16 protein-coding genes are annotated in these 15,757 nt (G+C 50.5%); 13 read left to right on the top strand and 3 right to left on the bottom strand.

The window, feature by feature from the left end:
• Positions 1 to 117: 117 nt before the first annotated feature.
• The 5 genes from AWJ19_RS25850 to AWJ19_RS25830 are packed head-to-tail and all read left to right on the top strand — an operon-like array spanning position 118 to position 2,675.
• Positions 118 to 426 (top strand): PadR family transcriptional regulator, encoded by a 309-nt coding sequence (locus tag AWJ19_RS25850; protein ID WP_269322741.1) that lies wholly within the window; start codon positions 118 to 120, stop codon positions 424 to 426.
• Positions 423 to 770 carry a DUF1048 domain-containing protein gene (locus AWJ19_RS25845; RefSeq protein WP_068728110.1) on the top strand — a complete coding sequence of 116 codons (348 nt, stop codon included), beginning with the start codon at positions 423 to 425 and terminating at the stop codon, positions 768 to 770. The genes AWJ19_RS25850 and AWJ19_RS25845 overlap by 4 nt, the downstream gene beginning before the upstream one ends.
• Positions 771 to 781: 11 nt before the next feature.
• Positions 782 to 1,132, top strand: a complete 351-nt coding sequence (locus AWJ19_RS25840) for a DUF1048 domain-containing protein (RefSeq protein WP_068728109.1) — start codon at positions 782 to 784, stop codon at positions 1,130 to 1,132.
• Between the two features lie 14 nt (positions 1,133 to 1,146).
• Positions 1,147 to 1,905: an ATP-binding cassette domain-containing protein gene (locus AWJ19_RS25835; protein ID WP_068728108.1), complete on the top strand. Its 759-nt coding sequence runs from the start codon at positions 1,147 to 1,149 to the stop codon at positions 1,903 to 1,905.
• Positions 1,905 to 2,675: an ABC transporter permease gene (locus tag AWJ19_RS25830; protein WP_068728107.1), complete on the top strand. Its 771-nt coding sequence runs from the start codon at positions 1,905 to 1,907 to the stop codon at positions 2,673 to 2,675. Before AWJ19_RS25835 ends, AWJ19_RS25830 begins: the two co-directional genes overlap by 1 nt.
• On the opposite strand, the gene AWJ19_RS25825 is transcribed toward AWJ19_RS25830, so the two are convergent.
• The 3 genes from AWJ19_RS25825 to AWJ19_RS25815 are packed head-to-tail and all read right to left on the bottom strand — an operon-like array spanning position 2,672 to position 3,970.
• A complete protein-coding gene (locus AWJ19_RS25825; protein ID WP_068728106.1) occupies positions 2,672 to 2,989 on the bottom strand; it encodes a hypothetical protein in 318 nt (105 codons plus the stop codon). The genes AWJ19_RS25830 and AWJ19_RS25825 overlap by 4 nt on opposite strands.
• 43 nt (positions 2,990 to 3,032) lie before the next feature.
• Positions 3,033 to 3,449 carry a hypothetical protein gene (locus tag AWJ19_RS25820; protein WP_068728105.1) on the bottom strand — a complete coding sequence of 139 codons (417 nt, stop codon included), beginning with the start codon at positions 3,447 to 3,449 and terminating at the stop codon, positions 3,033 to 3,035.
• Positions 3,446 to 3,970, bottom strand: coding sequence for a hypothetical protein (locus tag AWJ19_RS25815; RefSeq protein ID WP_068728104.1), 525 nt, complete (start codon positions 3,968 to 3,970; stop codon positions 3,446 to 3,448). The genes AWJ19_RS25820 and AWJ19_RS25815 overlap by 4 nt, the downstream gene beginning before the upstream one ends.
• 360 nt (positions 3,971 to 4,330) lie before the next feature.
• Here AWJ19_RS25815 and AWJ19_RS25810 point away from each other — a divergent pair, with 360 nt between their 5' ends.
• The 8 genes from AWJ19_RS25810 to AWJ19_RS25775 all read left to right on the top strand — a co-directional run bounded on the left by AWJ19_RS25810 (position 4,331) and on the right by AWJ19_RS25775 (position 15,722).
• A complete protein-coding gene (locus AWJ19_RS25810) occupies positions 4,331 to 5,935 on the top strand; it encodes a response regulator (protein ID WP_241781889.1) in 1,605 nt (534 codons plus the stop codon).
• The gene (locus AWJ19_RS25805; RefSeq protein ID WP_068728103.1) at positions 5,932 to 7,737 is read left to right on the top strand and encodes a sensor histidine kinase; all 1,806 of its coding nucleotides are present in this window, start codon (positions 5,932 to 5,934) and stop codon (positions 7,735 to 7,737) included. The genes AWJ19_RS25810 and AWJ19_RS25805 overlap by 4 nt, the downstream gene beginning before the upstream one ends.
• Positions 7,738 to 7,778: 41 nt before the next feature.
• Positions 7,779 to 9,359 carry an ABC transporter substrate-binding protein gene (locus AWJ19_RS25800; protein WP_068728102.1) on the top strand — a complete coding sequence of 527 codons (1,581 nt, stop codon included), beginning with the start codon at positions 7,779 to 7,781 and terminating at the stop codon, positions 9,357 to 9,359.
• Positions 9,360 to 9,462: 103 nt separating this feature from the next.
• Complete coding sequence (locus AWJ19_RS25795; protein ID WP_068728101.1) at positions 9,463 to 10,980, top strand: family 43 glycosylhydrolase; 1,518 nt, start codon at positions 9,463 to 9,465, stop codon at positions 10,978 to 10,980.
• A 299-nt stretch (positions 10,981 to 11,279) separates the two neighbouring features.
• Positions 11,280 to 12,146 carry an ABC transporter permease subunit gene (locus AWJ19_RS25790; RefSeq protein ID WP_241781899.1) on the top strand — a complete coding sequence of 289 codons (867 nt, stop codon included), beginning with the start codon at positions 11,280 to 11,282 and terminating at the stop codon, positions 12,144 to 12,146.
• Positions 12,147 to 12,179: 33 nt separating this feature from the next.
• A complete protein-coding gene (locus tag AWJ19_RS25785) occupies positions 12,180 to 13,076 on the top strand; it encodes a carbohydrate ABC transporter permease (protein ID WP_068728100.1) in 897 nt (298 codons plus the stop codon).
• Between the two features lie 66 nt (positions 13,077 to 13,142).
• Complete coding sequence (locus tag AWJ19_RS25780; RefSeq protein ID WP_241781888.1) at positions 13,143 to 14,759, top strand: extracellular solute-binding protein; 1,617 nt, start codon at positions 13,143 to 13,145, stop codon at positions 14,757 to 14,759.
• Positions 14,760 to 14,768: 9 nt separating this feature from the next.
• Complete coding sequence (locus AWJ19_RS25775) at positions 14,769 to 15,722, top strand: hypothetical protein (protein ID WP_068728099.1); 954 nt, start codon at positions 14,769 to 14,771, stop codon at positions 15,720 to 15,722.
• Positions 15,723 to 15,757 lie beyond the last annotated feature (35 nt).

Genomic DNA, 15,757 nt, shown 5'->3' with positions numbered 1-15,757 from the left:
GGGGGCTGGCTATTGACATCCTCGCTACTTAGTGATACTTTATAGTAGTACTAAGTAATACTGCATACCAGTCATACAGAATAGTAAAGGATGATTGCATTGGATAACCTGACAGAAATGCTCAAAGGCGTGCTTGAGGGCTGTGTCCTGGAAATTATAAGCCGCAAGGATACCTATGGCTACGAAATCACACGGCAGCTGAATGCCCTCGGCTTCGCGGATGTTGTGGAGGGAACGGTGTACACGATCCTGGTCCGGCTTGAAAAAAATAAGCTGGTGGAGACCACCAAGAAGCCCTCCGAGCTGGGGCCGCCGCGGAAGTTTTTCGCCATTAATGCTGCAGGGCGTGAGGAGCTGCAAAGGTTTTGGGACAAATGGGCCTTCGTATCATCAAAAATGAGCGAGTTAAAGGAGAGAGCAGAATGAATTTGTGGGAAAAGATGACCGGCAGGGATATGACTAAAGAATTCAAAGCCTTTGAATTACGGGTAAATGAGCTCCCTGCGGATTACCAGGCGGCCTGGGCAGCCATCAAGGAGCATCTATGGGCACACTCCGATTTCACCGGCCGTAATCTCATGCCGATCTTTGACGGTGTGCTTGGCCTGCTGGAAACATCGGCGGCTGACGGCCAGAGCATCGGTGAGGTTTTGGGTGATGACATCAAGGGCTTCTGCTCAGCGCTGGCCGGCGAAGAAGGGGCAAAGTCTTACCGTGACAAGTGGCGTGAGCAGCTTAACAATAACATAGCCAAAAAATTAGGCAAATAGGAGGGGTTCACATGAGTATACGGGATATGATCGAGGGCAGAAAAGAGTGGAAGGCGCATGTGGCGCGTGTTAAGGCACTTCCGCAGGATTACCAGATTGTATATAAAGAGATGCAAAAGTATCTCTTTAAAGTCGGTCCGGTGGACATGGGTGAGGGAACAGAGCTGCTCTCGGGAATTGTTGATCTGTTTGAAGAAGGTGCTTCTCTGGGAAAAGGCGTGCTTGAAGTGACCGGCAAAGATGTCGCGGCGTTCTGCGACGAGCTGATCAAGGATTCCAAAACGTACGCTGATCTTTATCAGGAGGCGGTTGACCAAAAGACAGCCAAGGCCATGAACAAGGCAACGGGTAAACTGAAGTGAAGGGGGATACCAGGATGGGAAAAGCAATTCAAGTGCAGGGTCTGCGTAAATCCTTTAAGAACACGGAGGTGTTAAAAGGAGTCGATTTTGAAGTGGAGCGGGGTGAGATCTTTGCCCTGCTCGGCAGTAACGGCGCAGGCAAGACGACGATAGTCAGAATTCTTTCAACGCTGCTCAGACAAGATGGGGGCACTGCATCCGTTAACGGCTTCGACGTGATGTCAAATCCCGGGAAGGTGCGGCAGGCAATCAGTCTGACCGGGCAATTTGCCGCCGTAGACGAGATGCTGACCGGCCGGGAAAATCTGATTATGATCGCCAGGCTGCGGCATCTGGAGCAGCCGCGTCAAGCGGCGGAGGATTTGCTGAGACGATTTGGCTTAACGGACGCTGCGGACCGCAAGCCGTCTGCCTATTCGGGCGGTATGCGCCGCAGGCTGGATATTGCACTCAGTCTTGTGGGGAAACCGCAGATTATTTTTCTGGATGAGCCAACCACCGGTCTTGACCCCGAGGCCCGGATGGAGGTCTGGAAGATCGTAAGAGAGCTTGCTGCCGGCGGTACCACAGTGTTCCTGACTACCCAATATCTTGAGGAAGCAGAGCAGCTTGCCGACAAAATCTCCATTTTGCATGAGGGCCGGATTATCGCGGGCGGTACACTGGCTGAGCTGAAGAAGCGTTTTCCGGCTGCCAAGGTTGAATATGTTGAGAAGCAGCCGACCTTAGAGGAAATCTTCCTCGCAATTACAGGAAACAAGGAGGCTATCTGATGGAGACGGCAAAAAACCATTTTTTCAGCGACATGAGTGTGATGCTTGGCCGTTCGATGCGCCATATTGTCCGCAGTATGGACACTATTCTCACCGTTTGTATTACTCCGATTGCCATGATGCTGTTGTTCGTCTATGTATTTGGCGGTGCTATAGAAACAGGGGCCGATAATTATGTTAACTACCTGCTGCCTGGAATCCTGCTTATGGCGATTGCCAGCGGTGTGGCATACGTTGCCTACAGGCTGTTCATAGATAAGCAGCGCGGCATTATCGAACGGTTCAACTCTATGCCGATTGCTCGTTCCGCCGTGCTGTGGGGACATGTACTGACCTCGGTGGTATCCAACATCCTTTCAATTGCCGTCATCATCCTCGTTGCCCTTCTTATGGGCTTCCGCTCTCCGGCAGGAATTTTGGCCTGGCTGGCTGTAGCAGGTATACTTGTGCTGTTTACGCTGGCCTTGACCTGGGTCGCAGCCATCGCCGGATTATCCGCCAAAACCGTGGAAGGCGCAAGCGCATTTTCCTATCCGCTAATCTTTCTGCCCTTCATCAGCTCAGCCTTTGTACCGACCGGTTCGATGCCCAAAGCTGTGCGTGTATTTGCTGAAAATCAGCCGGTGACCCCGATTGTCGAAGCCATCCGCAACCTGCTGTCTGACCAGCCGGTAGGCACTGACATATGGGCCGCTCTGGCGTGGTGTACCGGAATCCTGATTGTTGCCTATCTGTTTGCGGTGCGTGTGTATAGACGGAATGCGGATTAATCGCGTAATTTATATTCCCGCCATGCTTTTTCATAGTCTTGGCTTTTTATGAAATAACGGTCTTCGAAAAGATTACTTTTGTAGATGTTAAGACCAAGTTGAATCCCGTCTTCACTATCAGTTACGTTTCCCGTATCAACCAGTGTGGTCTCATCCATACTGTCATAAGTAGTTGTATAATAGTATTTGTTTCCATCAATGGTTAGCCAAGTCACCGGATCGCTATTGGACAAATGATTGCTACTGTTAACATTGTCATTTGAGCATCCAATGAAAAGAAAGCAAACAGAGATAAGAAAAAGAAGTTTCTTCATTTTATTAAGCCCTCCTTAGAGAATGTATGAATTGTACCTTTTATCAGGAGAGGAGCGAATAATAGGAAACGGCTTCCGTAATTAAAGTGGCCGGATTCAGATAACTGTCCGCTCCGTCTCCTGACTTCATAGGAATGTGTCCGGTTGAAATGAACATACTGTCAAGAGCAGTCTTGAGCAAAATAAGCTGATCCGCATTCCACTCCCGGCCGTGCAATCGTACGTAATCATCGGCTTCCTCTATTGTACAGTGACAGATTCCCTTCAGAAAAGAGCCCCATTTTATTAAATCAACCCCATGATCACCCGCGCAGAGCACGCAATCGCTGTAGCAAATCTGTTGTCCGCATGTGAGCTTTAATACTCCGTACCAGCAGCCGTAGGGTTCTGAGTGGTGCATAAAGGACGGGCGGCTGCTGAAGGCGAAGAGCTCGATACGTGACAGCCTGTTGTTAATCATGATTGTATGCCTCCGGATGAGTCTAGACCTTTAACCTTACGCTGCAGATTATGGGTTTGCTCCGCTCTGGTTATACATGCGGTTAATTCAGCTTCATTTTCACAAACAGCTGAGTGCTCAAGCCAGACGAAAACTTTCGTTTTTTGTACAATAGACAAGTGCAAGGGAAAGGTTTCGCGCGATCGCAGCACGTACCAGCCCTCAGGCGTGTTTTTCCATGGGTTTTTAAATGCGGTCATAACAGGTAATCTCTTGCGGGTCTCCCAATCCTGCTCCTGCTGTTTATTTCTGATGCTCCTATAAATATCAATAAGAATTTGTTTGTCCGAACAAGTAAGATGCACGGAAAAAGCCTTGAATTGAGCGAGCACAGCAAGCTGCGCTGCACCAAACCCGTAGCCGACAATGTATCTCTGATTATTTTCCACATACCAGAATGCACCGAAGCTGGAGTACGCAAGGCTCACCGGCTCCAGCACATCAGGATGAATTCCGAAATAATAGGTTCTATTCTCTGTCATTTTCCCTACCCCTTACAGCAATGGTTTGAAGGAATCATACGCCCGGTCTTTCTGTTTGTAAAATACTGAAATGATGCTATGGTCCGGAAATAAGGCTTAAATGACCGAAAAGTTGCTCTAAATTAAACAAAGAATGTGTTAGCTCTGCTTTTCTGGACATATCGCGTTATTTCTGGATTTTTAATGTAATCTGAACAGGGCTAAATGAATCTTAATGCTTCTTTAATTATGGGATTAGGGCTAATAAAGCGCCTTATTAAAATCAAAGTAAATCGCAGATTTTCAAAGTATCCACAACGTCTCAAATGTAATATAATACTAGCCTAGCTCATAGTTTGGTGCGTGCTCAGGGAGGTTTATATGATCAGGCTGTTAATTGTAGAGGATGAAAACAGAACCAGGGAGCTGCTGCGGAATTACATCCCCTGGGAGGAGCTTGGAATCGGCGAGGTCAGGGCAGCACGCAATGGACTTGCCGCGCTTGAACTGACGGCGGAGTGGACACCGGATATAATCATTTGTGATGTGCGCATGCCCAAGCTTAACGGTATTGACTTCAGCAAGCGCTACAGGGAGCGTAATCCGCGCTGCAAGATCATTTTTCTGAGCGGATTCTCGGATAAGGAATACTTGAAATCGGCTATTTTCTTGAAAGCGTTAACATATCTGGAAAAGCCAATCATCCTCGAAGAGGTGCAGGCGGCGGTTGAAGCAGCCGTTCAGCTGTGTACAGAGGAGAACCGGAAACAGGCGGAAGAGCTTCAACTGCAGGTAGAGGTAGACAGGAGTCTGCCCTTTCTCAGACAGGAGATGGTGCGCAAACTGATTACCCGCCCGGATTCCCCTCATGTCGGACCGGCGCTCGGCAGCCGTGAAACCTTCCTGTTACCGCTCCATGGACCATATACGGTGCTGGCTGCAGAGCTCTTCTGGAATCCCGCCGACCATCCGGAGGATCCGCATCCGGTTCAGGACTCGCTGCTGGATGCGATCAACCGTGCGGCACAGATCCTGGCTATGCATGCCATAGCAGGCTTCGATCATGCTAACCGCCTGGTGCTGATTATTCCCGGCGAATACCGTAGCTCCTACCGGAAGGGGCGTGACGCGGCAGAGAACCTGGCGGATGTTCTGCTGCGGCTTGCCGGACCGGCAATCGAACTGAAGATCGGCGTTGGCGAACCGGCTGCCTCATTATTGGATATACCGGCCGCCTACAGGCTTGCTGCAGATGCATGCTCGCTGCAATATTATTATGACCATACCAAGCTTGTCTTTGCAGATGCACTGGGCAGGCATGAGCCGCTGGATACGAACCGCGAGGAGGTCCGCCTGATGCGCGGGCAGGTGCAAAGAGGAGAGATAGAGGCTGCGAAGACTACTTTACGCCAGTGGACAGAACATGCCCGTTCGCGGATGGATCTGGATATTCTGCGGGTGAAGGATACGTACTTTCAATTCCTGCTGACGGTTCTGGAATGCGCTGCCCAGTCAGGTGTTGCAGAGCCGGCTGAGGACACCGAGCGCAGATATATGTGGAAGGAGCTGGACCGCATATCGAGCCTTAAGGGTCTGGAGCGGTATGTCCTTACTTTCCTGGACCTGCTTCAGGAACAGCCGGACGGGGAGCATGCAGCGGGGGCAAGGAAAATGCGGGAGATCATCCGGTTCATCCATTCCCATTTTCATGAAAAAGGGTTTACGATCAGGGATATCGCCGAGCATGTCCAGCTGAGTGAAACCTACTTGTGCGCCTTCTTCAAGAAGCAGCGTGGTCAGACGGTCAAGGAATTCATCACCGAGACCAAAATGAACAAAGCCAAAGAACGGCTGCGTGAGCCAAACGTGAAGCTGCTCGAGATTGCGCTGGACCTCGGATTTACAGACGCCAATTACTTTACAACCTTTTTCAAGCGTTGTGAGGGCTGTACACCGAGTGAATACAGGGAGCGTGTCATGAAATGAAGAAGAGAATCCGGTTCTCCAATCTCAGCATCCGTTACAAGCTCTTTGCGACCTATCTGCTCGTTATTGCGATTCCGTTTCTGCTGCTTCTGTTCATTCATTTAAATCTCACCCAGCAGGAGAACAAGGAAGCGGCAGTGTACTCCTCACGTAAAATGCTTGATGAAACAAAATCGTACCTGGAATACAAATCACAGGCTATTACTGAGGTGCTCAATTTTATCTCCTTCAACTCGCTGCTGCAGACAAGTGTCTCTGCCGACTCCCGGCAGTTTGATGATGTTAACCTTTGGCATATGGAGGCGCTGCAGCTATCCCGGCTCGTCAATCAGTTCCGTTATAATGAAGACATTATATCCATTCAGGTCTATATGAAGGACGGACTGGCCGGTGCTACAGAAAATACGGATTTCCTGAATATGAGAAAATATATGCAGACGTCCTGGCTGCTGCGCTTCACGGCTGCAAATGCCGCCTTTATGTGGGTGCCCTCTGCTGAAATCGACCCGGAGTCAGGCAGTGGCGAGCTGTCCATCCTGCGCAAAATCCCGAGTGCCAATAACATTAGGGAGTTTGACGGTATTGTACGGGCCAGAGTGCATGGTGATGCGATGCAGTCTGTTCTGGATCATGCGATTGTAACCCCGGGAACTTCGGCGATTTTGTTCAATGAACAGGGCCAGCTGATCAGCAGGTCGGATTCCGGCCGGAATCTGGAGTATCCGGTCCAGGAGATGATTAATCTGCTGTCAGCCGAGAAGGAGACCAGCTATTACGACGAGAATTACTCTCTTAACGGAGAGCGCCATATTCTGGGCGTGCAGCACATTCCGAATACGTCGATGACGGTGGCGCTTATTGTACCCTATACAGATATTCTGGAGTCGAGCACCAAAGCGCGCAACCGGATCATATCCATCTTTCTGCTGGTCATTCCGCTGATGCTTCCGCTTTCCTTTTTTGTGTCGGCATCGGCGACCAGACGGATCAGACAGCTGATTCTGCATGTCCGCAAGGTCAAAAACGGCAAGTTTCAGCTCGCTCCTCTTCCGGCCAGTGAAGATGAAATCGGCGAGCTTACCCATAACTTTAATATGATGGTCAATAACATGACCGGTCTGATAGAAGAGACGTATTCACTCGGCAGGGAAGTGAAGAACAAGGAACTCAATGCGCTGCAGGCGCAGATTAATCCGCATTTTCTGTACAATACACTCGATTTAATCAATGTAATGGCCATCGAGTCGGGTTCACGGGAGATCAAGCGCGTCGTGGATGAGCTTGCCGTGTTCTATAAACTGAGCCTGAGTAACGGAAAAGAGTATGTAACGCTGGAGAATGAGCTGCAGCATATAGAGGCATATGTACGGATTCAGAACATGCGCTTTGGAAACGGGATTGCCCTGGAGCTTGAGGTACCGCGTGACCTGTATGATTGCGAGCTGCCCAAGATCGTCCTCCAGCCGCTGGTGGAGAATGCCATTCTTCACGGCATTATGGAAAAGGAGGACGAAGCAGGTACAATCAGAATCACTGCCGCAGCCGATAAAGGCGACATATTCATTGAAATTACAGACGATGGAGTAGGTATGGACGCAGCAGCCTTGTCGGCTATTTTCCGGGAGAAAAGCGGAGGCGGGAGCAAAGGCGGAGGTTACGGGGTACGCAATATTGAAGAACGGCTTAAACTGTCATATGGGGCACTGTACGGGATTACATTTGCGAGCACTCCGGGAAGCGGGACCCGTGTGTCCATGCGTGTGCCTGACCGCAGAACCGGCACCGGCTCCTATTCCGCATAGCATATAACGGCAGGGCAATTTCAGCATGGGAGGGTACACATTTGAGGAGGGTAATATTCGGCAGCATATCCGTGCTGATACTGGCAGCTGTTCTGCTGGTCTGGCTGAGCGGTGCATTCAGGCACGGGGATTTGCCGGCACGGGGAATTGCGCCGGAAGCAGCTTCGGACAATCCGTACAAAAATGAAGTGAAGCTGACCGGCTACCTGATCGGCGAAGCGCCGCCGGGATTGCCGGAGGTGCTGCGTGCGCTCAATGACAAGCTGAAACAGGATATCAATGCCACGCTTGAGCTGAATTACATCGCCTGGGACCAGCTTGCCTCCAGGTATTCCCTGCTGCTTGAATCCGGAGAGAATATCGATTTTATCTTTGCTGCCGACTGGTCCTTTTACACCGCCGAAGCGTCTAGAGGAGCATTTATGCCGCTCAGTAAGGAGATGCTGCGAAGCTACATGCCCCGTCATATGGCGCTAATGCCGGAGGAAGCGTTTCAGGCCACTCTGGTGAACGGGCAGTCCTATATGATCCCTACGGCTGCACAGGAGCGCAAGATTAATCTGGCCTTATTCCGCAAGGATATAATGGCTAAGGCGGGGCTTTCGGAAATCACTGCTTTTTCTGAGATTGAACCTTATCTGGCAGAAATCAAAAAAAGCTATCCGGACATGACCCCCCTTAACCTGGATTCACAATTTGACCTGTCGACGCCTTACGGTTATTTAATGGCAGAACAGATAGGCTGGCCGGGGGCTCCCTTTGATTCCGGAGATCCGTCAGCGCAAGGCATAGTCGGCGATATGGACCGTAATTCCGGCGAACTCTGGTCCATGGTTGAGGAGCCGATGCTCAGTGTCCAGAAAAATGCGGCGCGCATCATGAAGGACTGGTACGACAAAGGGTACGTGAACAGGAATCCTTTTGCCAATCAGGTTAGGTCCAAGGAGAACTTCTGCTACGGTAAATCAGGTATAGCCTTCGGTAACTCTAACGATCTGGTACAGGTCTTTACGCTTTGCAGGGAAAAAGGAATCGAGGTGTATCCATTCCCCATGCTGTATCCGTCCGGCACCACGAGCCAATCCTCCTGGCTGAATAACGGGGTAGCCATCAGCGCGAACTCCAGGCATCCCGAGCGGGCGCTGCAGGCCCTTGATCTCATTATGCAGGAGCCATCTTATGCTTATCTGGCTTATTATGGAATTGAAGGGCTGAACTATACGATTGAGAGTGACGGCAGAATTGGTCTGCCGGAGGGCGTGAGCGCCGAGAGTAACACCTATCCCCCCGATGCCTCAGGCTTCTGGTTCGTGAATAAGGAATTATTCCCCCCGATGGCTGTATGGACAGACAGCTATGCGGAGATGAGGGAGCAGATTGACGGCTACCTGAAACCTACCACTTATCTGGGTTTTCTGTTTAATTCGGGAAACGTTAAAACCGAAATCGCCAATCTGAAAAGCATCTCGATTGAATACGCCCAGCCTATTTATATTGGAGCAGTGGAGGATGTGGATACCGCCTTTGTCAGGCTTGCCGGTCAGCTGAAAGCTGCAGGCATTGACAAAGTGAAAGCGGAGGCAGAAAAGCAGGCAGCGGCGTTTCTGCAGGGTAAACAGTAGGTTTTAAAAGAAAATCATAGCTTTACTTACTACATCCCGGAAAAGGCTTCCTTATATAATGGGTGCGAATCAGCATAATCCATTTGAGGAAGGGTGTATGTAAATGAAAAAGGACAGGCTGTTCATCATGTTTCAATGGGCTTTGGTTGTTCTGGTTACTGTATTTGCCTTCGGGCCGCTTCCGGCCAAGGCAGCAGGAGCGACGATTACTAACGACGTATTCTGGAAGGATACGGCGGGTAATCCCATTTATTCGCAGGGGGGCAATATCCTCAAGGTGGGCAATACGTACTACTGGTATGGCGTCAAATATAACGGGGCAGTTACCTACTATAACAATCCGAGCGCCAAAAACAGTGATACCAGCTTTGCTGCGGTGACCTGCTACTCCTCAACCGACCTGGTGAACTGGACGTTCCGCGGAAATGTTATAGCTGCCGGTGCCGAAAGGACAACCTGGGACCCCGACTGGCTGGGCCGGCTGGGTGTTGTCTATAACACCAATACGCAAAAGTATGTGTTAATTACCCAGTACGCCGGACCTGAGGGCAACGGTGTAGCCTTTGCCACCAGCAGCACCCCTACCGGAACGTTTGCCTTCCATCATGTCCAGACTTCCATCACCAATGTAGTTAATAATCTTCCCGGAGACCAGTCAACCTTTGTTGATGATAATGGAAAAGCATACCTGGTCTTCAGTAATGCCAACGGGCGGTCGCGTACCTATGTGTCAGAGCTGCGGGCTTCCGACTATCTGAATATTGAACCGGCAACCCAGGTGTTTCAGAGCACCTCAGGCGGACGCGAAGGCAATGCAATGTTCAAGTACAACGGCAGATATTACATCGCGTCCTCGGATCTGCATGGCTGGAACGCCTCCCACGCGTATGTCATTTCGTCTACCAGTATAACCGGGCCGTATTCGGCGGAGTCGATCATGGCCAATTCGGAAAAGGACTATTCGCATGTGTCGCAGACCGGCTTTTTCGTCCATGTACAGGGGAGTACCGGGACGACCATCCTGTTCGCCGGTGACCGCTGGAGTGACTTTGCAGGCAACGGGCTCGGCTATAACCAGTGGATGCCATTGTCTTTTAACGGAACGGAGCCTGTGCTGAACTCTCTGAGCAAATTTAATCTGGATGCCGCAGCAGGAACCTGGAGTGTTGCCGCAGGGAACAATTACATTATGAATCCGAGCTACGAGGCTGACCGGATTACGCTTAACACATTAACCGGCTGGTCCAACTGGAAAAATACCACCTCTGATCCCAATTCCAACATTTCACCCGGACGTACCGGACGTTATTCAATGACACAGTATAGTGACACCGCTTACAGTGCCAGCATGTATCAGAATATATCAGGCCTGCCTAACGGCATCTATACCTTGAAAGCCTGGGTCAAAAGCGGCGGAGGGCAGCAGGTGGCCCAGATTTTCGTCAAAAACTATGGCGGTGCCGAGAAAAATGCAGCGGTCAATACGGCGATGAACAACTGGACCGAGATTACGATTCCCAATATTGCAGTAACCAACGGGAGCGCACAGGTTGGCATATATAGTGTTGCCAATGCTGGCAACTGGCTGCGTATAGACGACTGGTCTTTAACGAAAAATTGAATATTCCAAGTAAAACAGCCGGCGGAGCATGACACCGCCGGCTGCTTTTTTGCGTGTACAATCATTTACCAGCTTAAGTTTTCGAAGGTTATCGTAGCTTTGGCTCGTTACTGGCAGGGGTGCTGCTCTTTTACAATAAAAGAGGAGAGAGGCTAACAGAAACTAGACGGAAGGTGATCAATATGAATATGAAAACCCGGCCCCAAACAGGTGCGGGAACACTGGCGGCGCCAAAGCCGGCGAGCTTACCGAAAGGGGGCTGGTTCAAGGATATACGCTCCCACTGGGTGCTGTATCTGATGTTTGCTCCCATCGCGGTATATTTTATTATCTTTGCCTATATTCCCATGGCCGGCATTGTAATGGCATTCCAGTCCTATACCGTAAAGGGCGGAATCTTTGGCAGTCCCTGGGTAGGGCTGGACAACTTCAGCTACTTTTTCCAGTCCGGCAAAGCCTGGCTCGTCACGCGTAACACAATCATTTACAATCTTGCCTTTTTAACCTGCTATACCTTTTTCTCGATACTGGCTGCGGTCGTCATCTCGGAAATCCGGCTGAAATGGTTCAAGAAGCTGTCCCAGACATTTATGTTTCTGCCGTACTTTATTTCATGGGTGACCGTATCGGCCTTTGTCTACAATTTCCTGAATTATGAATACGGCATCGTTAACCGGATATTCGCCTCCTTCCATCTGGAAGCCATTGATATTTATTCGACGACCTGGTACTGGTATCTCATTCTGCCGTTCCTGTATGTATGGAAATGGGTTGGCTATGGCAGTGTGCTGTATCTGGCGGCCATCGTCGGTATTGATCAGGAAATCTATGAAGCAGCTACTATTGACGGAGCTACCAAATTTCAGAAAATAACGAGAATTACCCTGCCGCTCCTGAAGCCGACCATGATTATTCTGCTGCTGCTCGGACTGGGCCGAATCATGCGCGGGGAGTTCGATATGTTCTATCAGCTGATCGGAAACAACGGGCTGCTGATGGATGCGACGGATATTATTGATACGCTGGCGTTCCGCTCGCTGATGGGTACGGCCGATTTCGGAATGGCTTCCTCCGTCGGGTTCTACCAGTCCGTGCTGACGCTGATCATTATCCTTGGCGCCAACTGGATGGTACGCAGGTACGACAAAGATCAGGCCTTGTTCTAATCCTTACATTATCAATAAAAGCAGGTGATAACCATGGACAGCAACACCGCTAACCCTAAGCTGAATTCTGCACCGCTATACACTGTCATTGCTTACATCATTGTTGCACTCATCGCATTAATCTGTGTACTGCCGTTTATCGTGCTAGTCTCGGGGGCATTTTCATCCGAAAGCGCCATTCTGAAGGAAGGCTACTGGTTCTGGCCGCGTGACTTCTCCCTGGAAGCGTTCACGTATATTTTTCGCTATCCTGAGGATTTATTAAACGGTTATAAAGTCTCGATCATTGTTACGGTGGTTGGAACCGCACTCTCCCTGTTCATCTCTATGATGGCCGCCTATGTCCTGTCGCGCAAAGACCTGAAGCACCGCAATGCATTGTCCTTCTTCCTGTTCTTTACCACGCTGTTCAACGGGGGACTAGCCCCGTATTATATCTGGCTGAGCCGTAATCTTCATTTAACCAATACGTATGCTGTGCTGATTCTGGCTCCGATGTTCAATGTGATGTACATCCTGATTCTGCGCAGCTTTATCCGAGGATCCGTACCGGAGCCGCTGGTAGAATCGGCCAAGATTGACGGAGCCGGAGACTTCCGGATCTTCCTGAAGATTGTGCTGCCGCTGACGAAGCCGGCGCTTGCTTCGATCGGTGTGTTTACGGCGCTGGCTTACTGGAATGACTGGTGGACCGCGATGATGTTCACGAACAAAGACAACTTAATTCCGCTTCAATATCTGCTGTACAAGATGTTGTCTTCCATTAACCTGTCCGCTGCGATGTCCCAGCATGTGTCCAATCTGGATATGCCGAAGGAAACCTTCAAGCTGGCAATGACTGTGATCGCGACCGGTCCGATTGTGCTGATCTTTCCGTTTGTGCAGAAGTACTTCGTAAGCGGTATCACCATCGGTGCCGTCAAGGGCTGATATAGGTTCCGCCGGACGGCGGAATGTATATAGATTTAGTCATCAGATATAAGGGAGGCCAGATTTATGATGGGTTTGATGGGTTTCAAGAAAAGAAATCTAGTGGTATTAAGTGCGGCAATGCTGTTGACTACGGTTCTTGCAGGTTGCGGCGGAAACAGCAACAGCCCGCAGAATGCAGCAACCAATGCTCCGGCGGAAGCGGCTACAGCGTCACCGGCGGCAGAGAGCGGCAAGCCGGACAATTCCAAGGAAGTGAAACTTACGGGCTATCTGCTCGGCGAAGCGCCAAAAGGCATGCCTGAGGTAATGAAGGCTGTAAATGAGAAGCTGAAGAAGGATATCAATGCTACTCTGGAGATCAGCTATATCGGCTGGGGGGACGTAGCCTCCAAATATCCGCTGATCCTTGCTTCCGGCCAGGATGTGGACTTTGTATTCGCGGCAGACTGGAACTTCTATGTGTCAGAAGCGAACAAAGGCTCTTTTCTTGAGCTGAATGAAGAGATGATCAAGACCAACATGCCCAAGTACCATGCCAATCAGGACCCGGCTGCCTATAAAGCGGCGGAGGTCAACGGCAAGCAGTATATGATTCCGACCACCACGCCGGACCGCAAGGTAAATGTAATTGTGCTGCGCAAGGATATTATGGATAAAGCCGGACTGACGAATCCGTCCCGGATCTCCGAGCTGACCCCGTATTTCGAAGCGGTGAAACAGAATTATCCCGATATGATTCCGCTTAACCTGGATTCCCAGTATGATCTGCCGACGCCGTTCGGTGCTTTGGCCAGCGAGAAGTTCGCTTACCCGGGTGCGCCGATTGATTCCGGTGATCCATCATCCGTCGGATTGTTTACGGACAACGAGGACCCTGAAGGTAAAATTCTCAGCATTACAGACGAGCCTGTGAAAGGTGCCTTCAAATATGCTGCGGATATCATGAAGCAATGGTACGATGCCGGTTATGTGAACAAGAATCCGTACTCGAACAAGGTGCGCTCCAAGGATAATTTTATTGAGGGTAAAGCGGGTGTTGCTTTCGGCAACTCCATTGACATCCAGGCTACCCTTGCCGCTGCAGCAGATAAAGGCATTGAAACCTACGTCATGCCTGTGCTCTCTCCGACAGGCCATGCCCCTACCAGCAGCTGGCTGAACAATGGTGTTGCCATCGCTGCCAACTCGGCCAATCCCGAGCGTGCCCTACAGGCGCTGGATCTGATTATGCAGGACGAATCCTATGTGTACTTGACGTACTATGGAATTGAAGGCAAAAACTACGCCGTAACCGCAGACGGCAAGCTTACCTTGCCGGAAGGTATTACACCGGAAACGAATACCTATCCTGCGGATGCGGCCGGGTTCTGGTTCGTCAACAAGGATTATTTTAAACCAAGCGTCTCATGGACGGATTCTTACATCGAGCTAAACAATAAGATTAAAGACATGCTTGCCCCGGCAACCTATCTGGGCTTCTCCTTTAATTCGGAGAAGGTAAAATCGGAAATCGCCAACCTCAAAAATGTATCCTCCCAGTATTATCTGCCGATTACAATCGGCTCTGTAAAGGACGTGGACAAAGCGTTCGCCACACTGAATGACAAGCTGAAATCAGCGGGCATCGAGAAGGTAAGGGCAGAAGTGGAAGCGCAGACAAAGGCTTTCCTTGCCAAGTAAGGAAACGGGATGAATACACCAACCAACCCGGTTACCATCACTGCGGCAGCCTACAAAGGCTTCGAATCAGTCGTAATCGAAAGCGCTCAGATCAGGCTGGAAACCGTGCCGGAGATTGGCGGAAAGCTGGTCTCGCTCATCTACAAGCCGGCTGGAAAGGAATGGCTGCTTGATTCCGGCTTGCGCTTGGTGCGCAAGCCGGAGTACGGCACTTCCTTTGGTGAATGGGATATGAGCGGCTGGGACGAGTGTTTCCCGACGATAAACAGCTGTCACTGGGATGAAGATGGAACAGCTGAAATATCCGATCACGGGGAGATATGGCCGCTGCCGTGGGATTGCAGGATCAGCGCGGGTTCCATTGTCAGCTCGGTCCGCAACCCGCGGTTTCCGTTCCGGTTCACCAGGGCCGTCTCTTGTCCTTCGGCTGAGCGTGTCCGGTTCGATTACAAGGTTGACAACCTGGGTGAGAGGCCTATGCCGTTTCTATGGGTACCTCACCCGCAGTTCGCCATTACTGAGCCAACGAGGGTTGTTATTCCTCAGTCCATGAAAGAGATGCTGTGTGTGTACGGAGGCCATAGCCTAAACACCGGGGAGTTTTACCCTTGGGATCAGCTGTCGCTGATTGCTCCGGAAGTGACCGGGGACGGTAAAAAGCTGTATTACCCGGACAAAGCAGAGCAAGGCTGCTCCGGTTTATACGGTGAGCACAGCGGTGATTTCCTGTGTCTCAGGGTACCGCCGGACAAAGTTCCTTATCTTGGCGTTTGGGTGGATGAGGGCATGTTCAACGACCGGGTTACCTGTGCGCTTGAGCCGGGCATCGGCTATTATGATTCCCTGGACACGGCAATCAGCAACGGGACCGCCGGGCTGATTCCGCCGCATTCTTTCTTTTCCTGGCATATGGAGCTGACTTTGGGCAACGGGATGGACAATCTGACGAAACTCTATAAATAAAACATAAAAGCCCCGGTCAAATTGTGCTGACCGGG

This window comes from Paenibacillus sp. DMB5 (assembly GCF_001517085.1).
GTDB lineage: Bacteria > Bacillota > Bacilli > Paenibacillales > Paenibacillaceae > Paenibacillus_AQ.
Note: the sequence above shows the minus strand (reverse complement) of the source record. Positions and strands in the feature narration are given on the sequence as shown.